The 19904-nt window shown below is 67.4% G+C and carries 17 protein-coding genes; 8 read left to right on the top strand and 9 right to left on the bottom strand.

The window, feature by feature from the left end; all coding sequences use genetic code 11:
* Position 1 precedes the first annotated feature (1 nt).
* Positions 2-1534, bottom strand: coding sequence for a signal recognition particle-docking protein FtsY (gene ftsY / locus IEJ03_RS14320; protein WP_192035482.1), 1533 nt, complete (start codon positions 1532-1534; stop codon positions 2-4).
* 92 nt (positions 1535-1626) lie between these two features.
* On the opposite strand from ftsY, the gene rsmD reads away from it, so the two are divergent.
* Positions 1627-2277, top strand: coding sequence for a 16S rRNA (guanine(966)-N(2))-methyltransferase RsmD (gene rsmD / locus IEJ03_RS14325; protein WP_192035483.1), 651 nt, complete (start codon positions 1627-1629; stop codon positions 2275-2277).
* A gap of 93 nt (positions 2278-2370) precedes the next feature.
* A complete protein-coding gene (locus IEJ03_RS14330) occupies positions 2371-2577 on the top strand; it encodes a cell division protein ZapB (protein WP_192035484.1) in 207 nt (68 codons plus the stop codon).
* A gap of 125 nt (positions 2578-2702) precedes the next feature.
* Here the strand turns inward: IEJ03_RS14330 and rimI are convergent, their stop codons facing one another.
* From rimI to prfB, 7 genes are all read right to left on the bottom strand, one after another.
* Positions 2703-3182: a ribosomal protein S18-alanine N-acetyltransferase gene (rimI, locus tag IEJ03_RS14335; RefSeq protein WP_347400983.1), complete on the bottom strand. Its 480-nt coding sequence runs from the start codon at positions 3180-3182 to the stop codon at positions 2703-2705.
* Entirely contained in the window at positions 3179-4114 is a 936-nt protein-coding gene (locus tag IEJ03_RS14340) for a hypothetical protein (protein ID WP_192035485.1), read from the bottom strand. The genes rimI and IEJ03_RS14340 overlap by 4 nt, the downstream gene beginning before the upstream one ends.
* Positions 4111-4422 (bottom strand): BolA/IbaG family iron-sulfur metabolism protein, encoded by a 312-nt coding sequence (locus IEJ03_RS14345; protein WP_192035486.1) that lies wholly within the window; start codon positions 4420-4422, stop codon positions 4111-4113. Before IEJ03_RS14345 ends, IEJ03_RS14340 begins: the two co-directional genes overlap by 4 nt.
* An 82-nt stretch (positions 4423-4504) precedes the next feature.
* Positions 4505-5908, bottom strand: coding sequence for an MFS transporter (locus IEJ03_RS14350; protein ID WP_192035487.1), 1404 nt, complete (start codon positions 5906-5908; stop codon positions 4505-4507).
* Positions 5909-6045: 137 nt separating this feature from the next.
* The gene (locus tag IEJ03_RS14355) at positions 6046-6432 is read right to left on the bottom strand and encodes a hypothetical protein (RefSeq protein ID WP_192035488.1); all 387 of its coding nucleotides are present in this window, start codon (positions 6430-6432) and stop codon (positions 6046-6048) included.
* A 262-nt stretch (positions 6433-6694) separates the two neighbouring features.
* On the bottom strand, positions 6695-8203 hold the full coding sequence (gene lysS / locus IEJ03_RS14360) for a lysine--tRNA ligase (protein ID WP_192035489.1): 1509 nt from the start codon (positions 8201-8203) through the stop codon (positions 6695-6697).
* A gap of 66 nt (positions 8204-8269) precedes the next feature.
* A protein-coding gene (gene prfB, locus IEJ03_RS14365; RefSeq protein WP_192035490.1) for a peptide chain release factor 2 occupies positions 8270-9368 on the bottom strand; the annotation gives its coding sequence in 2 pieces (ribosomal slippage) (positions 8270-9292 and positions 9294-9368; 1098 coding nt in all).
* 246 nt (positions 9369-9614) lie between these two features.
* On the opposite strand from prfB, the gene IEJ03_RS14370 reads away from it, so the two are divergent.
* From IEJ03_RS14370 to IEJ03_RS14385, 4 genes are all read left to right on the top strand, one after another.
* On the top strand, positions 9615-11192 hold the full coding sequence (locus IEJ03_RS14370) for a peptide ABC transporter substrate-binding protein (protein WP_192035491.1): 1578 nt from the start codon (positions 9615-9617) through the stop codon (positions 11190-11192).
* A 62-nt stretch (positions 11193-11254) separates the two neighbouring features.
* Positions 11255-12181, top strand: coding sequence for an oligopeptide ABC transporter permease OppB (oppB, locus tag IEJ03_RS14375; protein WP_192035492.1), 927 nt, complete (start codon positions 11255-11257; stop codon positions 12179-12181).
* Positions 12171-13055 carry an ABC transporter permease subunit gene (locus tag IEJ03_RS14380; protein ID WP_192035493.1) on the top strand — a complete coding sequence of 295 codons (885 nt, stop codon included), beginning with the start codon at positions 12171-12173 and terminating at the stop codon, positions 13053-13055. Before oppB ends, IEJ03_RS14380 begins: the two co-directional genes overlap by 11 nt.
* A gap of 50 nt (positions 13056-13105) precedes the next feature.
* Positions 13106-14719, top strand: a complete 1614-nt coding sequence (locus tag IEJ03_RS14385; protein WP_192035494.1) for an ABC transporter ATP-binding protein — start codon at positions 13106-13108, stop codon at positions 14717-14719.
* 78 nt (positions 14720-14797) lie between these two features.
* On the opposite strand, the gene IEJ03_RS14390 is transcribed toward IEJ03_RS14385, so the two are convergent.
* The gene (locus IEJ03_RS14390; RefSeq protein WP_192035495.1) at positions 14798-16120 is read right to left on the bottom strand and encodes an outer membrane protein transport protein; all 1323 of its coding nucleotides are present in this window, start codon (positions 16118-16120) and stop codon (positions 14798-14800) included.
* Between the two features lie 298 nt (positions 16121-16418).
* On the opposite strand from IEJ03_RS14390, the gene IEJ03_RS14395 reads away from it, so the two are divergent.
* Together IEJ03_RS14395 and IEJ03_RS14400 are read left to right on the top strand one after the other, a co-directional pair.
* On the top strand, positions 16419-16862 hold the full coding sequence (locus tag IEJ03_RS14395; protein WP_192035496.1) for a MerR family DNA-binding protein: 444 nt from the start codon (positions 16419-16421) through the stop codon (positions 16860-16862).
* A gap of 263 nt (positions 16863-17125) precedes the next feature.
* Entirely contained in the window at positions 17126-19693 is a 2568-nt protein-coding gene (locus tag IEJ03_RS14400) for a heavy metal translocating P-type ATPase (RefSeq protein ID WP_202884420.1), read from the top strand.
* Positions 19694-19904 lie beyond the last annotated feature (211 nt).

The raw sequence follows: 19904 nt of genomic DNA on the forward strand, positions 1-19904 counted from the left end.
CTCACTCGCCGCGGCCCTGATCGAAGAGCGCATCGACGAAGTCACGGCCGGCGAAGGGCCGCAGGTCATCGACGGTCTCACCGACGCCGATATAGCGGATCGGCGTGCCGAGCTGCTTGGCCAGGGCGAAGATGATGCCGCCCTTGGCGGTGCCGTCGAGCTTGGTCAGGGTGATGCCGGTGACCGGCACCGCCTCGTTGAAGGTGGCGGCCTGGGACAGGGCGTTCTGGCCGGTGCCGGCATCGAGCACCAGCATCACCTCATGGGGCGCGGCGGCGTCGAGCTTGCCCATCACCCGCTGCACCTTCTTGAGCTCCTCCATCAGGTGGCTCTTGTTGTGCAGGCGGCCGGCGGTGTCGGCGATCAGCACGTCGACGCCGCGCGCCTTGGCCGCGGAGAGGGCGTCATAGATCACCGAGGCGCTATCGGCGCCGGTGTGCTGGGCGATCACCGGCACCTCGTTGCGCTCGCCCCACACCTTCAGCTGCTCCACGGCGGCGGCGCGGAAGGTATCGCCGGCGGCCAGCATCACGCTGCGACCCTGGCCCTGGAAGCGCTTGGCCAGCTTGCCGATGGTGGTGGTCTTGCCGACGCCATTGACGCCGACCATCAGGATCACGAAGGGCCCCTGCCCCTTCTCCGGCAGTACCAGGTCCTTGGCCACCGGCTCGAGCAGCGCGGCGAGCTCCTCCTGCAGGGCCTCATAGAGGGCCTGAGGCTCCTTGAGTTCCTTGCGGGAGACCCGGGCGGTGAGCCGGTCGATGATCTCGGTGGTGGCCTCGATGCCCACGTCCGCCATCAGGAGCTGAGTCTCGAGATCCTCCATCAGCTCGTCGTCGATCTGCTTCTTGCCGAGGAACAGATCGGCCACGCCCTCGCTCAGGTTAGCGCGTGTCTTGCCCAGGCCTTCCTTGATGCGGGCGAACCAGCCCTTCTTCTTGCCCTTCTCCGGTTCGGCGGCTTTCTGAGGCTGTGCGGCTCTCTTGTCGTCGCGAGCGGCGGCACGCGGCGCAGGCTCGGGCTCGGGGGCAACATCTGCGGACGTTTTTGCCGGCGCCGGCATCGGCTCCGCGTCAGCCGCCGACTCGTCTCTCGGCTCGTCTTTCAGTGCAGGCGTCGGCTCGGGCGCCGGCTGTTGCGCACGCTCGACCTCGGCGTCGGCCTCGACGGCCGGGGCGGAAGCGACCGGCCGCTCGTCCACCTCGGGCTCGATGACGGTTTCCGGGGCCTGCTCGGCGACCGGCCCGTCGGTCGCGCCGTTTTGGTGCGCATTGATGGTCGCTTCAGCGGCCTCAGCAACCGGCTCGTCGGTCGCGTCGTCCGCAGCCGGGCGCTCATCGTGAGCACTGGCGGGCGCCTCGGCCACCGGGGGCTCCGAGGCGCGAGTCTCGACGGGGCGCTCGGCGGTAGCGGCGCTCGTCGATGACGCCTCATCGGCGGCGTCTTCTGTCGCGTCGGGGGTGATCGCCTGATCCGGCGCCTGGTCCTGCGGTGCCGGGTCCTGCTTCTTCTTGCGCTTGAAAAATCCGAACATGGGCGTGATCTGGTCTCGAGTGCGGAGAATCGGGCCATCGTACCATCGCCGACCATGACTGTGGACAAGGCCCCGGGTACAATTAGCCGACCATGAAACAACGTCGATCCTCTTCATCACGCCCCCGCCGCCAAGGCAAGGCCCAGGGCAGCCGCGCGAACGCCGGCCGCCGGAACGCCGGCCGCCTGAGAATCATCGGCGGCGACTATCGGCGCCGCATGCTTCCGGTGCTCGATCATCCCGGCCTGCGCCCGACGCCGGACCGGGTCCGCGAGACCCTGTTCAACTGGCTGTCCACCGCCACCCCCGGCGCCCGGGTGCTGGATCTCTACGCCGGGACCGGCGCGCTGGGCCTCGAAGCGTTGTCCCGCGGCGCTCGGGAGGCGCTGTTCATCGAGCAGAGCGCCCCGGTCGCCCGAGCGCTCGAGGCGAACATCGCCACCCTGGGGGCCAGCGGGCGCGTCATCACCGCCGCCGCCGAAGCCTTTCTCGACGGCGTGCCCGGCGGCGCCTCGGGTAACGGCAAGGCCCCCTTCGATCTGGTCTTTCTGGACCCGCCCTTCCGCCAGGGCCTGGCCGAGCAGAGCTGTCGCAGACTCGCCGACGGCGGCTTGCTGGCCCCAGGAGCCTTCGTCTACCTGGAGGTCGAGGCGACGCTTGATCCCGCGGTGCCGGAGGGCTGGCTACTGCACCGAGAAGTGCGGGCCGGCGACAGCACCGGACGGCTCTACCGTCTGCCCTAGACGACGCTTGCCGCGTCGCGCCACCCGTCGTACGCTGCGCCCTGACCACCACCCGTCTGCCAGTGAGGGCAGACCGTCATCAGGAGAACCAGGATGAGCATTGAACTCTTCAATCAGCTCGAGCAGCAGGTCAGCAATGCCGTCGACGCGATCGAAATGCTGAAGATGGAGGCCGAGGAGCTGCGTGAGGAGAACACCCGGCTCAAGCAGGAGCACGATGAGTGGGAACAGCGCCTGAACGGCCTGCTGAGCAAGTTCCAGGCCCTCGAGACCAGCAACAGCAGCGAAACCAGCGCCTGAACGGCGCTCCGCTGGATCGCCTTACTCGATGACCGACACGAAGACGCCGCCCATCGGGCGGCGTCTTCGTGTTGGCGACCACGGGCGTCATGGCGCCCCGGCCTGACACTGCAGGATGGCATCGCCTAGAGCGCGCACCCCATCAGCAGCGCATCCTCTCTCGGGCCCGATGCCTCTGAAGACGGATAGTAGCCCCGCCGCCGCCCCTCCTCGATGAAACCAAGCCCCCGATAGAGCGCCAGCGCCGGCGCATTGCTCGCACGCACCTCCAGCAGCAGCCGTTCGCTGCCCCAGGTCGTCGCCGTGGAGATCAGGGCCTCGAGCAGCGCCCGGGCCACGCCCCGGCGTCGCGCCGCAGGTGCCACGGTGATCGCCTGCAGCTCGGCCTCGAAGGGCAGGCGGGCCAGCACGGCATAACCGATCAGCGCGCCCCCCTCGTCCAGCAGGCCGACGACTTCATGATCCTCTGCGACGAGCGCCTCGGCGAGCTGACGCTCGGACCAGGGATTCGACTGACCGGCCTGCTCCACCGCCACCACGGCGCCCTGCCAGGCGGGCGTCAGCACGATCACCTCATCCGCCCTCGCCGCACTGGCCATGCTCATGGAACGGCATCCTCATCACGTCTGGCCGTCTGACCCGCCGCCACCTCCGCCTGAGTCTCTTGCCAGGCCTCGCCCCAGGCGCGCAGCGTCGGCCACAGGGCCCGCTTCGCCTCGGCGCCGGCGGCCAGTGCCTCCAGCGACGGCCCCTGCCAGGCGGGCAGCTCGAGCAGGGGGCAATAGTCGGCCTCGAGGCCCAGCACCCGGGACAGGGTGTCATCCTCACCGAACACCAGCAGCCGCTCGGGCCGCCAGCCCTGACGACGCCGTCCCTCGAGGAAGGCCCGCAGGCCGTCCCGGGCCTCCTCCAGGGGAGCGGCGACCGGCAGCTCGTCCATCATCGGCCAGCGAAAGTGCTGGAACGCCGGCATCTCGGCGGGCCGGATGCCGGCGGCACGCAGCAGGTTCGCCAGGAGGCGCCGAGGCATGGCCTCCGGCGGCGCCTCGGCGGGCAGCACCAGCAACCAGCGCCCCTCGAGGGCGGCGATCTGCAACGAGAAGCGCAGCGCTTCGCCGGGCGTCGACTCGGCCGCCTCCTCGACGGGAGCGTCCGGGGCCGCATGCCGCTTGGGGCCGGCTGGTGCCTCGTCATGCGCCGACGACGCCGGCGAAGCGTCCGGAGACGCCACGGGCGTATCGCCGGCCAGCAGCGCCCGCGCCCTGCCGGCGCCCCTGGCGGCGGGGGCCTCCTCGCCTCTGGCCCCATCCCGAGACGCCACAGACGCATCCTTGCCCTGCTGCGAAGGGGTAGACCTCGGGGCGGAGGCATCGTCGATCAACGCCTGCAGCCGCGCGGCATGGGGCTGCGGCGCCGGCGCCGCCGGCGCCTCCCAATCGCAGGCCTCGGTGGGGGCGGCATTGGGCAGGCGGTAGCGCCCGACCCAGGCGGTCAGACCCATCGCCTCGAGATACTGCAGGCGCTGCGGTTCGTTCACGAGCGGCCGCCACCCCGGCAGTTGGGGGAATCGGGACGCGCCTCGCCGCGGCTCTGCCACTCCTCGGCGGTGTAGAGGTGCAGCGCCAGGGCATGCACCGGCCCTGCCAGCTCGTCGGCCAGCAGCGCATAGATCATCTGATGACGCTTGACCGGCATCAGGCCGGCGAAGCGGTCGGACACCAGGGTGACCTTGAAATGGGTCTCGGAGTTGGCCGGCACATGGTGCATGTGGCTCTCGTTCTCGACCGTCAGATGGACCGGCTCGAGGGTCTTAAGCGTGTCTTCGATGCGCGCCTGAACGCTCATGACGGGGCCTCGCACTGATGGATGGGAAGAATGATGAAGGGTTCGATGTCCGCTGCGATAAACGCACCGTCATTGTACCCGCCTAATCGGAGCTCGGCGATGCGACCTGAGGCGAGGCCATCGTCAGCGGGATGCGGCGCAGGCTGACCGCCAGCGACAGGCCGCAGGCTAGGCAGGCGATCCACAGCGAGGCCTGGACGTCTCCGCCCCGGGACGCCAGGCAGAGCCCGACCAGCGCCACCCCCAGCGACTGGCCGATGGTGCGGGTGGTGCCCATCATGCCCGAGGCATTGGCGCTGTAATCATGACTGACGTTGAGCATCACCTCGCGATTGTTCGGCGCCTGAAAGAGCCCGAAGCCGAGCCCGCACAGGGCCATGCGCCACAGGCTGTCGGCAAGGCTCGCCTCGGCCGGCAGCAGCGCCAGACAGGCGAGCCCGACCAGCAGGACGGCGAGCCCCAGGGTCGAGAGCACGGCGGGATTGACGCGATCGGCGAGGCGCCCGGCCAGCGGCGCGGCCAGCATGATGGTCAGCGGCCAGGGCGTGAACAGCCAGGCGGTCTCCAGCGGCGAATAGCCCATCTGCTGCTGGTAGAGAAACGACAGGGCGACGAAGGCCAGGCCCTGGGCGACGAAGGTCAGCCCAGAGACCGTGAGCGCCAGCGAGAAGCGCGGCGCCGCGAACATGGTAAGGGGCAGGAGCGGATAGCGCGCTCTACGCTGGCGGCGCAGGAAGAGCCCACCGGCCACCAGACTCACCGCCAGGCAGCTTGTCACACGAGGCCAGCCGGCGCCGTGGCCGAGGCCATCCATGGCCAGAAAGGCACTGGCCAGGGTGGCCGCCGAGAGCCCCGCGCCCAAGGCATCGAAGCCGCCCGCGCGGCGCGGCTCCGCCGGCAGGGCCCGCCAGGCAAGCCCGAAGGCGAGACATCCCAGCGGCACGTTGAGGGCGAACAGCCAGGGCCAGTCGGCCACGGCCAGCACCAGGCCGCCAAGCGTCGGGCCCGAGGCATAGCCGCCGGCCACCACCAGGGCGCTGAGCCCCATGGCACTGCCCAGCAGTCGCGAGGGAAAGATCAGCCGATACAGCGAGGGGCCGATCGACAGGGTCGCCGCGGCCCCCAGCCCCTGCAAGGCCCGGCAGGCCAGCAGCATCTCGAAGGAGGTGGAGAGCCCGGCCCCCAGGGCGGCCAGGGTGAAGAGGGAAAGCCCCGCCAAATAGAGCCGGCGACGACTGACGATCTCGCTGAGCGCCGCGCACAGCAGCAGACTCGCCGCGCACACCACCTGGAAGAGGCTGATCACCCACACCGAGCGCGAGGCATCGATGCCCAGATCACGACCGATCGACGGCAGGGCGATGTTGATCATGGTGGCATCGATCACCGCCATGCTGGTGCCGGTGACCAACGCCAGCACCGCCAGGCGTCGCTCGCGGCCAGGCAGGCCGTCGTCTTCGGGGCGGGTCTCGAACAGTCGCTTCATGAGCCTTCGTCGCACGAAATGGGTGATGGGTGACGGATGAGGCACCGCTGCCACGGTACCCAACGAAAAAAACCGGCCGCGGCCGGTTTTTTCAGAGACAGGACGAGGCGCAGAGCCCCGTCGGCAGAACCGGTCGGCTAGTCCTGCTCGTGCTCGGCGATCAGCTCGTCGTCGATCTCACCGACCTCCAGCGGCGCCTCGTCATCGAGGTCGACCGCCAGGTAGCTGTGCTCCACGTGCACGAAGCGCTGGAACAGCGCCCAGTCGAGGGTCTCGGGCCACTGGCGGCGATCCTCTTCCCAGGCCTCGAGCTCGGACTCCAGGATCTCCAGATAGCGTTCGCGCACGAAGCCCTCGAGGGCCTCCGGTGAGTCCATCTCGGGAATCAGGTAGACGGTGTTCTCGCGATCGACATCCGCAAGGGTCAGGTCATCGTCGCCCACCGTGGGTTCCAGGGAGTTGATCCAGTCCACGAACAGCTGGGTCGGCTTGACGCTCAGAGCGGAGCGGTTGAGCAGTTTCATTGGACTCTCCTCGACAGGCATGCCACGACGGCTAAAACGACGACCATTATGGGTGCTGAAACCGTACGTTACCAACACTTCCCGGCGTGCTCGACGAATCCGGGCAGCCAAGGCAGGCCAACCCGTTCTCCCGATGCCTCCGGGCGCCCGGGACGGCACCGGAGCGAACCTCTTTTTTCAGGGAGAAAAAAAGGAGCGCCCAGGGAAGGGTTCACCGCGTGTTCGCGGTGGTGCCTTCCCCGGGCGTCGCGAGGCCTGTCGCTCAATCCACCTCGGGGCGCATCGCCGGGAACAGCAATACGTCGCGGATCGAGGGGCTGTCGGTGAACAGCATCACCAGCCGGTCGATGCCGATGCCCTCGCCGGCGGTCGGCGGCAGGCCGTACTCGAGCGCGCGGACATAGTCGGCATCGTAGTACATGGCCTCGAGATCCCCGGCCTCCTTCTCGGCGACCTGCGCCTTGAAGCGCTCGGCCTGGTCCTCGGCATCGTTGAGCTCCGAGAAGCCGTTGGCGATCTCGCGCCCGCCAATGAAGAACTCGAAGCGATCGGTGACGAAGGGATCCTCGTCATTGCGACGCGCCAGCGGGCTGACCTCGGCCGGGTAGGCGGTGATGAAGGTCGGCTGCTCGAGCTTCTCCTCGGCGACTTCCTCGAAGATCTCGGTATGCAGCTTGCCGAGTCCCCAGCCTTCCTTGACCTCGATGCCCAGCCGCTTGGCCAGCACCCGGGCGGCCTCGAGGCTATCGAGGTCGGCAGCCTGGATGCCATCGCCGTGCTCGAGGATGGCCTGGCGCATGGTCAGGCGGCGGAACGGCTTGTCGAGTTCGAAGGTGGTGCCCTGGTACTCGAGCGTGGTGGTGCCGAGCACATCCTGGGCGGCGCCCCGGATCATCTCCTCGGTGATGTCGAGCAGGTCGAGGTAGTCCGCATAGGCCCAGTAGAACTCGAGCATGGTGAACTCGGGGTTGTGCCGCGTCGACAGCCCCTCGTTACGGAAGTTGCGGTTGATCTCGAAGACGCGCTCGAAGCCGCCGACCACCAGGCGCTTCAGGTAAAGCTCCGGCGCGATGCGCAGGAACATGTCGATATCCAGCGCATTATGGTGCGTCTTGAAGGGCCGCGCGGTGGCGCCGCCGGGGATCGCCTGCAGCATCGGCGTCTCGACTTCCATGAAGCCACGCGTCTCGAAGAAGCGACGGATCGAGGCGATCACGCCGGCCCGCACCTCGAAGGTACGCCGCGAGTCCTGATTCATGATCAGGTCGACATAGCGCTGGCGATAGCGGGCTTCCTGGTCGGTGAGACCGTGGAACTTGTCGGGCAGCGGGCGCAGGCTCTTGGTCAGCAGCGTGGCCTCGCGCATCATCACGTACAGATCGCCCTTGCCGGACTTATGCACCGGGCCACGACCGGCGACGATGTCGCCGATATCCCAGCTCTTGATGTCCTCGAGCACCTCGGCGGGCAGGCCCTTCTTGTCGACGTAGAGCTGGATCTGGCCGGAGGAATCCTGGATGACGATGAAGGGACCACGCTTGCGCATGATGCGCCCGGCAACGGCCGCCTGACGGTCCAGCGACTCGAGCTCGGCCTTGTCCTTGTCGCCGAGTTCGGCGTCGAGCTCGGCAGCCAGGCTGTCGCGACGGAAGTCGTTGGGGAAGGCGCTCGCGCCGGTGCGCTGGGCAAGCTCGCGACGCTCGGCCAGCTTGGCACGGCGCTCGGCGATCAGGTGATTCTCATCGGGCGAAGTGGGATCTTGATGGGCCATTACGCTACCTGAAATGTGATGGGCGACGGGGGTGATGCACGGGCGGCGTGGCGCCGCCCGCGTCGATCACAGCCCCTGCTTGAGACTGGCTTCGATGAACTGATCCAGGTCCCCGTCGAGGACCTTGTCGCAGCTGCTGGACTGCACGCCGGTGCGCAGGTCCTTGATCCGCTGGTCGTCGAGCACGTAGGACCGGATCTGGCTGCCCCAGCCGATATCGGCCTTGGCTTCCTCGGCCTGCTGCTTGGCGGCGTTGCGCTCCTGCATCTCGCGCTCGTAGAGCCGGGCCTTCAGCATCTTCATGGCCTGGTCACGGTTGGCGTGCTGGCTGCGCTGGTTCTGGCAGGCCACCACGATGCCGGTCGGCTCGTGGGTGATCCGCACCGCCGAATCGGTGGTGTTGACGTGCTGACCACCGGCGCCGCTGGAGCGATAGGTGTCGGTGCGCAGGTCCGAGGGATTGATGTCGACCTCGAAGCTGTCATCGATCTCCGGGGACACGAACACCGAGGCAAAGGAGGTGTGGCGACGGCCGCCGGAGTCGAAGGGACTCTTGCGTACCAGGCGGTGCACGCCTGTCTCGGTACGCAGCCAGCCGAAGGCGTGATCGCCCTGGACGTGGATCGTCGCCGACTTGATGCCCGCCACGTCCCCCGCCGAGGCCTCGATGATCTCGACCTTGAAGCCGTGATGCTCGGCCCAACGCAGGTACATGCGCAGCAGGATGTTGCCCCAGTCCTGGGCCTCGGTGCCGCCGGAGCCGGCCTGGATATCGAGGTAGGCGTTGTTCTCGTCCATCTCGCCGGAGAACATGCGCCGGAACTCGAGCTTGGCGAGGCTCTCCTGCAAGCCGTCGAGCTCGCGGCTGACCTCGTCGACGGTATCCTGATCCTCTTCCATCTCGGCCAGCTCGAGCAGGTCGCCGTTATCGGCCAGACCCTGTTCGAGGGTCTCGATGGTCTCGACGACGGTCTCCAGCGAGGCCCGTTCCTTCCCGAGCTTCTGGGCATAGTCCGGATCGCTCCAGACGTTGGGGTCCTCGAGCTCGCGGGTCACTTCCTCTAGCCGGTCTTTCTTCTCGGCATAGTCAAAGATACCCCCTCAGGACGTCTGTCCGTTCGGACAGGTCCTTGATCAGGGTATGAATCGGGTTGGTCTCTAGCATGGTCGCTGCCTGAGTTTTCTCGCGAGTGATGGTCCCGAGGCGTCAGAATGCCCCGGGCGAAAAAGCGCTCCATTGTAGCGAACCCCACGGCACCCGGCCATCCCGCACGATCCGCGTCACGGCGGGGGTATCGAATTCATCGATGCGGCTATGCGCAATTTCGAATAGACCATCGGCGACGGGTTGGACATGGTGACGGCAGGGCCGGTTGGCCCCACCTCACAACAACAAGTCAAGGAGTGACTCATGCTCAAGCCACGCTTCGCCGTCGGCCCCCTGCTGCTCGCCACAGGCCTTGCCACCTCGCCCCTCCAGGCCGATACCCTGCGCCTCGCCATCATGGGCGAGCCGGCCTCCCTGGATCCCCACAAGATCAGCGGCACCTGGGAAAATGACGTGGTCGGCGATCTCTTCGAGGGCCTGATCACCGAGGCCGCCGACGGCGAGCGAATTCCCGGTGTGGCGACCTCCTGGGAGGTCGCCGAGGACGGCACCACCTACACCTTTGAACTGCGCGAGGACGCCAGGTGGTCCGACGGTACCCCGGTGACCGCCGAGGACTTCGTCTTCGCCTTCCGCCGCATTCTCGACCCGGCCACCGCCGCCAGCTATGCCTATCTGCTCTATCCGGTGAAGAACGCCGAGGCCGTCTACGATGGCGCCGCCAAGCCCAGCACCCTGGGGATCGAGGCCCTGGACGCGCACACCCTCGAGATCACGCTTGAGCGCTCCACCCCCTACTTCCTCGACCAGCTGGCTCACTACACCGCCTACCCGCTCCCCAAGCACGTGGTGGAAGAATACGGTGACGACTGGTCAAAGCCCGAGCACATGGTCTCCAACGGGGCCTTCGCCCTGGAGGACTGGCAGTCACAGACGCGCATCGAGGCCACCCGCAACCCGCACTTCCACGATGCCGACAACGTGGCACTGGACGAGGTGGTGTACTTCCCCATCGAGGAGCGCAACACCGCGCTGAACCGCTTCCGTGCAGGCGAGATCGACATCGCCCGGGAGTTCCCCACCCAGCAGTACGACTGGCTCAAGGAGCACCTGCCACAGGCCGTGCGGGTGGCGCCCTATCTCGGCATCTACTATTACGTGCTCAATACCCGTGACGGCCACGCCACGGCCGATCCGCGGGTACGCGAGGCACTGAGCCTTTCCGTGCGTCGCGAGGTGATCACCGACCAGATCCTCGGGACCGGCGAAGAGCCCGCCTATAGCTTCGTGCCACCGGACGTGGCCCACTACGACGGCCCCGAGCTCGACTTCGCCGAGCTCTCGCAGGAGGAGCGCCTGGCCCGCGCCCGCGAGCTGATGCAGGACGCCGGCTACGGCCCCGACAACCCGCTGGCCCTGCAGCTTCGCTACAACACCAGCGAGGACCACCGCAAGGTCGCCATCGCCCTGGCCGCGATGTGGAAGCCGCTGGGCGTCGAGGTGGAGCTCTACAACTCAGAGGTGGCGGTGCACTACGCCGACATTCGTCAGGGTGACTTCGACGTGGCCCGCGCCGGCTGGATCGGCGACTACAACGATGCCCAGAACTTCCTGAGCCTTCTGGAGAGCGACGTCGCGAACAACTACGGCGCCTACGCCAACGAGACCTTCGACACCCGGATGGACGAGGCCGCGATCACCCAGGACATGGAGGCCCGCGCCAACCTGATGGCCGAGGCGGAGGGCCTCGCCCTCGAGGACAACGCCACCCTGCCGATCTACTACTACGTCTCGCGCAACCTGGTCAGCCCCGAGCTTAACGGCTGGGAGACCAACATCGAGGATATCCACCGTTCGCGCTGGATCAGCGTCGAGGACTGACCCGACCTTCCCCACCGCTGCGACTGTCCCCGGGCCCCGTGTCCGGGGCATGAGGCCCCGTCATGCTCCGCTATACCCTGAAGCGCCTGCTGCAGGCGATTCCGACCCTATGGATCGTCATCACGCTGTCCTTCTTCCTGATACACCTGGCCCCGGGCGGCCCCTTCGACGGCGAGCGCCAGCTGCCGCCGGAGATCGAGGCCAATCTCATGGCCAACTATCACCTGGACGAGCCCGTCTGGCAGCAGTATCTGATCTACATGGGCAACCTGCTCAAGGGCGATCTGGGCCCCTCCTTCAAGTACAAGGACTTCAGCGTCACCGAGCTGGTGGCGCAGGGCTTCCCCGTTAGCTTGGAGCTCGGCCTCTGGGCCATCGGCCTGGCGCTGCTGATCGGCCTGCCGCTGGGGGTAATCGCCGCCCTCAGGCGTAACTCCACCGTCGACTATCTGGTGATGGGCACCGCGCTTGCCGGGGTGGCGATTCCCAACTTCGTGATCGCCCCGCTGCTGGCCCTGGTGTTCGGCGTCTTCCTCGGCTGGCTGCCGGTGGGCGGCTGGAACGAGGGCGCCTGGCCCAACCTGGTGCTGCCGGTGGTGGCGCTGTCGATCCAGCAGATCGCCTACATCGCCCGCATGATGCGCGCCAGCATGATCGAGATCCTCGGCAGCCACTTCATCCGCACCGCCCGCGCCAAGGGCCTCGCCGAGCACGAAGTGATCTGGCGCCATGCCATGCGCCCGGCGATGCTGCCGGTGGTCTCCTACCTGGGGCCCGCCATCGCCGGCATCATCACCGGCTCGGTGGTGATCGAGCAGATCTTCGGCATCCCCGGCATCGGTCGCTACTTCGTGCAGGCCGCCCTCAACCGCGACTACACCCTGGTGATGGGCACGGTGGTGTTCTACGGCGCCCTGATCGTGCTGCTCAATCTTCTCGTCGACCTGCTCTACTCAGCCCTGGACCCGCAGATTCGCTATGACGACTGATACCGCTGTCTCGACTCCCCATGTCGCCGGCGACAGCCTGGCCCGCGAGGCCTGGCGTCGGCTCAGGCAGAACCAGGCCGCCTCCACCAGCCTGGTGCTGCTGGCCCTGATTGCGCTCGCCTGCATCGCCGGCCCCTGGCTGACGCCCTGGGCGCTGGACGAGGTCGACTGGAATGCCTTCCTGACCCCACCAAGCCCCGAGAACGGCCACTACGCCGGCACCGACGCCAACGGCCGCGACCTGCTGACCCGCGTGCTGCATGGCGGCCAGGTGTCGCTGTCCGTGGCCCTGGTGGCCACCTTCGTCTCGCTGGTGATCGGCGTACTCTACGGCGCCATCGCCGGCTTCGTCGGCGGCCGCACCGACAACCTGATGATGCGCTTCGTCGACATCATGTACTCGCTGCCCTTCATGTTCCTGGTGATCCTGCTGATGGTGGTGTTCGGTCGCAACATCCTGCTGATCTATGCCGCCATCGGCGCCGTGGAGTGGCTCGATATGTCGCGCATCGTGCGCGGCCAGGTGCTGGCGCTGAAGCGCCGCGAGTTCGTCGAGGCCGCCCGGGCACTCGGGGTGCGCAGCCACAAGATCGTCACCCGCCACCTGATTCCCAATGCCATCGGCCCGGTGATCGTCTACGTCACCCTGACCGTACCCAAGGTGATCCTGCTCGAGAGCTTCCTGTCCTTCCTCGGACTCGGCGTACAGGAACCGCTGACCAGCTGGGGCGTGCTGATCAGCGAGGGCAAGGACATGATGGAGACCGCCCCCTGGATGCTGCTGGTGCCCTCCGCCTTCCTGGCGGTGACGCTTCTGTGCCTCAACTTCCTGGGCGATGGCCTGCGCGATGCCCTCGACCCCCGAACTCGATAAGCCCAACCCGCTAACCCCGACCCGCTGAACGCGACCGCCAAGGAGGCGCCATGTCACAGCCACTGCTCGAGATCGATCGCCTGCGGGTCGACTTCGACCTGCCCGGCGGCACCGTCGCCGCCGTCAAGGATTTAAGCTTCACGATCCATGCCGGAGAGACCCTGGCACTCGTCGGCGAATCCGGCTCCGGCAAGTCGGTGTCCTCCACCGCCGCCCTGCGCCTGCTGCCGGAACTGGCCAGGCCCACCGGGGCCATCCACTGGCACGGCGGGGAGCAACCGGAAGACCTGCTGCGGGTCAGCGCCAAGCGCATGCGCCAGCTGCGCGGCAACGAGATCTCGATGATCTTTCAGGAGCCCATGACCTCGCTTAACCCGCTGCACCGGATAGGCCGGCAGATCATCGAGGTCCTGAACAAGCACACCGCCCTGCGCGGCCAGGCAGCGCGGAAGCGCGCCCTGGCACTGCTCGATCAGGTCGGCATCCCCGAGCCGGAGCGGCGCCTTGAAAGCTATCCCCATGAACTCTCCGGTGGCCAGCGCCAGCGGGTGATGATCGCCATGGCGCTGGCCTGCGAGCCGAAGCTGTTGATTGCCGACGAGCCCACCACGGCGCTGGACGTCACCGTCCAGGCGCAGATCCTCGCCCTGCTGAAGGACCTGCAGCAGCGCTACGGCATGGCCATCCTGTTCATCACCCATGATCTGGGCATCGTGCGCCACTTCGCAGATCGGGTCTGCGTGATGCGCAAGGGCCAGCGGGTCGAGAGTGGGGCCACCCAAGCGCTCTTTGCCGACCCGCAGCATGCCTACACCCGCATGCTGATCGACGCCGAGCCCCGCGGCCACAAGGCCCCGGTGCCCGACGACACGCCGCTGCTGCTTGAGGCCCATGACCTGCGCGTGCGCTTCCCGCTGAAAAGGCGCCTGTTCCGGCCCGCGGAGTACTTCGAGGCGGTACGTGGCATCGACCTGACGTTACGGCGCGGCCAGACCCTCGGTATCGTCGGCGAGTCGGGCTCCGGCAAGTCGACCCTTGGGCGCGCCCTGCTGCGCCTGCTCGACAGCCGGGGCGACATCCGCTTCGACGACACGGCCCTCGATGGCATGGACACCGCCGCCATGCGACCGCTGCGCTCAAGGATGCAGGTGGTCTTTCAGGACCCCTTCGGCTCCCTGTCGCCGCGCATGACGGTGGGTGAGATCGTCGGCGAGGGCCTGCGGGTCCACGCCCCCTTACTGGGGCGGCGTGAACGCGATGCCAAGGTGCAGGAAGCGCTTTGCGATGTCGCCCTGGAGCCGGCCATGCGCCATCGCTACCCCCACGAATTTTCCGGGGGCCAGCGCCAGCGCATCGCCATCGCCCGCGCCCTGGTGCTCAAGCCCGAGTTCCTGCTGCTGGATGAGCCCACCTCAGCGCTGGACCGCTCGGTGCAGGCAACGGTGATCGACCTGCTGCGCGACCTGCAGGCAAAACACGACCTCACCTACCTGTTCATCAGCCACGACCTGGCGGTGGTGCGGGCGCTGGCCGACAGCGTGCTGGTGATGAAGGACGGCGAGGTGATCGAACAGGGCGACACCGAGGCGCTGTTCCAGAGGCCTCGTCACGCCTATACCCGGGAGCTGATGTGCGCGGCCTTCCTCGAGGACCAGGCCACCTGAAGTACCGCTCAAACGCAGCGACCCCGGCCTGGATAGGCCGGGGTCGCTGTCGTTAATAACAGGCAGGGAAGGGCGGAATCAGAAGCGGTAGTCCATCGACAGGGCGAAGACGTCCGCCGCGACCTCGTAGGTGCCGGACAGGTTGCCCTTGTTCTTGTTTTCGTTGGTGGGCGTCGCCTCTTGATCGATATCGCCGTCGTCGCCGAAGACGTGCATATAGCCAGCAGTCACACCGAGCTTGTCGTTGACTTGATAGGTGGCACCCAGGGTCGCCCAGGTGCGATCGGCGTCCGGCACCCGTGGGGTGCGATACTCGGCGCTCGGCACCGGGGTCTCGTCATAGCCGACGCCGGTACGCAGCAGCCAATTGTCGGTCAGCGCATAATTGGCGCCTACCGAATAGGCCCAGGAATCGTTCCAGTTCTCTTCGGTAAAGCTGTCTTTAGCGTTTTCGTCATCAAATTTAACCCGCAGCTCCTCGAAGGAGCTCCAACCAGTCCAGCTGACGTTGGCCATCAGCGCCAGCCTCGGGGTCAGCTGATGGAAGACCCCCACATTGGCATTGGCGGGTGTCGAGAGATCGGCGGTGCCACCGCCGTCTTCACGCCCTAATGTGGTGAGCACGGCCTGGCCGGTGGCACTGTCGCTGCTATAGTCGACCTCGCCATCGAGGGTCAGATCGATCTCGGAGCGGTAGCTGAGCCCCAGCCGGGTCCGGTCGGTGACCTGGAAAAGTGTGCCCAGAATGAAGCCATAACCCCAGTCATCGCCGGTGACCTTGGCCTTGCCGTCGTACTGCCCAGGAGCACTGACACCAGCTCCTAGATCGATCGCATTGGAGATGGTCGCGTCGCCGTACTCGGCGATCAGGCCCGCGGCCACCGACCAGCGCTCGGTGACGCGAAAATTGAGCGTAGGCTGGATATCGATGGTAGTGAGCTCGGTCTCGATGGCGTGATAGCGGCCGATCCAGTCCTCGTCGTACTTCGTGGAGAGGCCATAGGGCGAGAAGATCGCCAGGCCCAGGTCGATGCGCTCGCTGGCCTGGGTCTTGACCGCAAGACTCGGTACCACGGCACTCTCGCCGCCCTGGCGGGAGCCGCCCTTGTCATAGTCGGCGCCGCTCGTGCTACTGGCCTCGGCATCCTTGAGCTCGAAGTCGGCATCGATATAGGCGACCCCGACGGCGAACTGGTTGCCGTCGATGTTGCCGAGGGCGGCCGGGTTATAGGCCATGAAGCTGACATCCTCGGCACCGGCGGCGGCGTTCGACAGGGCGTTGGCCAGGGTCTTGGCGCTTTGTTCGCGCACCTGAAAACCGGAGGCCAAGGCCTGGCTGGCGACCAGGCTGGCAGAGGCGAGGGCAACGGCGATGGCGAGCTTGTTGATCTTGTAATGCATCGAATGGCGTCCTGTCCCAGGGAAGGCTGGAGTGGCTGGCGTACTCACCCGTCTCAGGCGAGCGAATGCCTCTCTTTGTGGCGCAAAGCCCTCGGGGGATCAAGACCAAACGATCGTTTTAATCTCATATTTACTAATACTTTAGCATCAGCGCCTGCCTTCTCTCTGAACTTTCATGGGCTTAGAAAAATACGCCAGAGGACGCTCGCCGAGTCGTCGTGACTCGCTTGACCCTTGTGTAACCCAAAGGTTTTACACTGGCGGTATCCATCGATCCGTTAGCGGCAGGAGAGGCAGCATGAAAGTCAGTGATCTGGCCAGAGCCGCCGGCGTGACCGCCGAGACGGTGCGCCATTACACTCGCGAGGGCCTGCTGGCCCCGACTCGGGATCCCCACAACGGCTATCAGCGCTTCGGCGAGCAGGACCGCGAACGCCTGGCCTTCATCCAGCGCGCGCGCACCCTGGGCTTCGGCATCAAGGAGATCCGCGACATCCTCGCTCACGCCGACCACGGCGACTCCCCCTGCCCACTGGTGCGCGACCTGCTGGCCAGCCGCCTGCCGGAAATTCGCACGCGCATCCGCGAACTCGAGGCCCTGGCCGCCCGCATGGAAGAGGCCCTGGATGCCTGGGCCGAGATGCCCGACGGCACCCCCGACGGCCACAGCCTGTGTCGGCTGATCGAAAGCCTGCCCGCCCCATCCACCGACGCGGCGGCCACCGCCAAGGAGGAGGCATGACCCAGCACAACGAACCAACGACCACGGCACATACGCTCGAACGCCAGATCCCCGGCATGAGCTGCCAGGGCTGCGTCTCGAAGATGCGCAAGGCCATCCAGGCCGAAGATCCTGAGGCCGAGATCAGCGGCAAGCCCGCCGAGAAGCGCCTCACCATCGAGACACGGCTCGACGGCGAGCGAGTGGACACCCTCCTCGAGGAAGCCGGCTATCCCGCCGATCAGGCGCCGCAAACCAGCGCTTATGAGCGCCATATCCCCGGCATGAACTGCCAGGGCTGCGTCTCGACCATGCGCAAGGCCATCCACGCCGAGGACCCGGACGCCGAGGTCACCGGCGTGCCTGACGAGAAGCACCTCACGATCACCACACGGCTCGGTGGAGAGCGGGTGGATGCCCTGCTCGAGGGAGCCGGCTATCCCGCTGACGAGAATCCAGACACCGCTAATCCTGCGGCCGGCGCTCCGGCGGCCGACAGCGAAGCGGAAACGCCAGCACCAGACGCGTCTGCCTCAGGCAAAGGCGCCGAGCCCGGTCGCGCCGGCAGCATGCGGCTATCGCTCTCCGGCATGACCTGCGCCAGCTGCGTGAAGAGCGTGCAACAGGCGCTGGAGCGCACCCCGGGCGTCAGCGCCGCCGAGGTCAACTTCGCCAGCCACACCGCTCAGGTGCGCGGCAGCGCCAGCGCCCAGGCCCTGGTCGAGGCCGTCGAGAGCGCGGGCTATGGCGCCTCGCCCATCGAGGATCTTCGCCAGGCCGAGGCGCGGCGCGCCGCGAACGACCAGCAGGCGTATCGACAGCGCCGGCGCGGCAGCCTGCTGGCGCTGTCGCTGGCGGTGCCGCTGATGATCGCCATGTTCTTCCATCACCCGGTCCTTGCCGGCGCGGAGCGGGGCGTCTGGGCACTAATCGGGCTTCTGACCCTCGGCGTACTGGCAGGCCCCGGGCGGCACTTCTTCTCAAGCGCCGCCAAGGCGCTGCGCCACCACGAGGCCAACATGGACACCCTGGTGGCCATGGGCACCGGCACCGCCTGGCTGTACTCGATGACGGTCGTCGCCCTCGCCCCCTGGCTACCCGAGGCGGCCCACGACCTCTACTTCGAGGCCTCGGTCATGATCGTCGGGCTGATCCTGGCCGGGAACGCCCTGGAACTCAGGGCCCGAGGCCGCACCAGCGAGGCCCTGGGGCGGCTGCTCGACTTGCAATCAAGCACCGCGCGGGTGATCCGCGACGGCGAGGAGCAGGACATCGAGATCGATGCCGTGCGCCTGGACGATCGCATCCGCGTGCGCCCCGGCGAGCGCCTGCCGGTGGATGGCGAGGTCCTGGAAGGCGAGAGTCATGTCGATGAATCCATGCTCACCGGCGAACCGCAAGCCGTGGCCAAGGCCCCGGGCGATGAGGTCAGCGCCGGGACCGTCAACGGCCGGGGCAGCCTGATCTATCGTGCCACCCGGGTCGGCGCCGATACGCGGCTTGGCCGCATCACCGATCAGGTGGCTCGCGCCCAGGGCTCGCGACCGCCGATCGGCGCCCTGGCCGATCGGGTCGCCGGGGTCTTCGTGCCCACGGTGATGATCATCGCCGTCGCCACGGCGCTGGCCTGGTTCAACCTGGGGCCCGAGCCCCGGGTGCTGCACATGCTGATCACCGCCACCGCGGTGCTGATCATCGCCTGCCCCTGCGCGCTGGGGCTCGCGACCCCGCTCTCGACCATGATCGGGGTCGGCAAGGCCGCCGAGCACGGCGTGCTGATCAGAAACGGCGAGGCCCTGCAGGTGGCGAGCCGACTGACCACCCTGGTGGTGGACAAGACCGGTACCCTCACCGAGGGCAAGCCGAGGGTCACCGAGGCCCACTTTGTTTCTGACACGGGCCTCGATGAGCAGGCCGACGAGGCGCAGACGCTTGGCCTTGTCGCGGGCCTCGAGCAGGGCTCCGAACACCCGCTGGCCGCCGCCCTGCTGGCCCACGCCGAGCACGCCGGGGCCAGCCCCCGCACGGTCAGGGACTTCACCAGCGTGACCGGCGGCGGCGTCAAGGCCACCACCGAGCAGGGGCAGGCCCTGCTGCTCGGCAACGCCCGATTGCTCGAGGGCGAAGGCATCGACCTGGCACCGGGCCAGGCGATCGTCGAGGAGCTCGAAGGCCAGGCCCGCACCGTGGTGCAGCTGGCCGTCGATGGGCGGCTCGCGGCGGTGTTCGGCATCAGCGATCCACTGCGCGAGGACAGTCATGCGGCCATTCGGCGCCTGCAGGCCGATGGACTCAGGGTGGTGATGCTGACCGGCGACAACGCCCACACCGCCGCCGCCATCGGCCGCGAGGTGGGCATCGATGAGGTGCGCGCCGGGCTGCTGCCCGAGGACAAGCATCGGGAGATCGAACGTCGGCAGGCCGCCGGCGAGGTGGTCGGGATGGTCGGCGACGGCATCAACGACGCCCCGGCGCTGGCCCAGGCGAACGTCGGCTTCGCGATCGGCCAGGGCACCGACGTGGCGATCGAGAGCGCCGGCATTACCCTGATGAGAAGCTCGCTGCACGGCGTGGCCGATGCCATCGAGATCAGCCGCGCGACCCTTGCCAACATCAAGCAGAACCTGTGGGGCGCCTTCGGCTACAACAGCCTGTGCATCCCGATCGCGGCGGGTGTGCTCTACCCGGCCACCGGCTGGCTGCTGTCGCCGATGATCGCCGCGGCGGCGATGTCGCTGTCGTCGGTCACGGTGGTCACCAACGCCAATCGCCTGCGCCGCTTCAAGCCGTCATTCGAGGCATCGCCCGCTTCAGCACCCTCACCCGACACCAAGACGCAGGAGGCTCGCTAATGACGCTACTCGTGAACCTTGGCGGCATCGCCCTGATCGGCGCCATCGTCTGGTGGTTCTGGCTCGGTTCTTGATCGAGCCCGCAAACGCTCGGCTGAGCCCGGAGACGCTCGGTTCTTGACCGAACCCGGCCCCGTTCGGCTATTGACCAAGCCCGGGGCCGCTCGGCTTGTTATCGAGCCCGCAGACGCTCGACCTATCAACGAGCCCG

It is taken from the genome of Halomonas sp. YLGW01, assembly GCF_014840935.1.
Classification (GTDB): Bacteria; Pseudomonadota; Gammaproteobacteria; order Pseudomonadales; family Halomonadaceae; genus Onishia.

Bases quoted from the DNA above. Each gene is read 5' to 3' on its own strand.
- ftsY (WP_192035482.1), bottom strand. From the start codon at position 1,534: ATGTTCGGATTTTTCAAGCGCAAGAAGAAGCAGGACCCGGCACCGCAG.
- rsmD (WP_192035483.1), top strand. From the start codon at position 1,627: ATGAAACAACGTCGATCCTCTTCATCACGCCCCCGCCGCCAAGGCAAG.
- IEJ03_RS14330 (WP_192035484.1), top strand. From the start codon at position 2,371: ATGAGCATTGAACTCTTCAATCAGCTCGAGCAGCAGGTCAGCAATGCC.
- rimI (WP_347400983.1), bottom strand. From the start codon at position 3,182: ATGAGCATGGCCAGTGCGGCGAGGGCGGATGAGGTGATCGTGCTGACG.
- IEJ03_RS14345 (WP_192035486.1), bottom strand. From the start codon at position 4,422: ATGAGCGTTCAGGCGCGCATCGAAGACACGCTTAAGACCCTCGAGCCG.
- IEJ03_RS14350 (WP_192035487.1), bottom strand. From the start codon at position 5,908: ATGAAGCGACTGTTCGAGACCCGCCCCGAAGACGACGGCCTGCCTGGC.
- IEJ03_RS14355 (WP_192035488.1), bottom strand. From the start codon at position 6,432: ATGAAACTGCTCAACCGCTCCGCTCTGAGCGTCAAGCCGACCCAGCTG.
- lysS (WP_192035489.1), bottom strand. From the start codon at position 8,203: ATGGCCCATCAAGATCCCACTTCGCCCGATGAGAATCACCTGATCGCC.
- IEJ03_RS14370 (WP_192035491.1), top strand. From the start codon at position 9,615: ATGCTCAAGCCACGCTTCGCCGTCGGCCCCCTGCTGCTCGCCACAGGC.
- oppB (WP_192035492.1), top strand. From the start codon at position 11,255: ATGCTCCGCTATACCCTGAAGCGCCTGCTGCAGGCGATTCCGACCCTA.
- IEJ03_RS14380 (WP_192035493.1), top strand. From the start codon at position 12,171: ATGACGACTGATACCGCTGTCTCGACTCCCCATGTCGCCGGCGACAGC.
- IEJ03_RS14385 (WP_192035494.1), top strand. From the start codon at position 13,106: ATGTCACAGCCACTGCTCGAGATCGATCGCCTGCGGGTCGACTTCGAC.
- IEJ03_RS14390 (WP_192035495.1), bottom strand. From the start codon at position 16,120: ATGCATTACAAGATCAACAAGCTCGCCATCGCCGTTGCCCTCGCCTCT.
- IEJ03_RS14395 (WP_192035496.1), top strand. From the start codon at position 16,419: ATGAAAGTCAGTGATCTGGCCAGAGCCGCCGGCGTGACCGCCGAGACG.
- IEJ03_RS14400 (WP_202884420.1), top strand. From the start codon at position 17,126: ATGAACTGCCAGGGCTGCGTCTCGACCATGCGCAAGGCCATCCACGCC.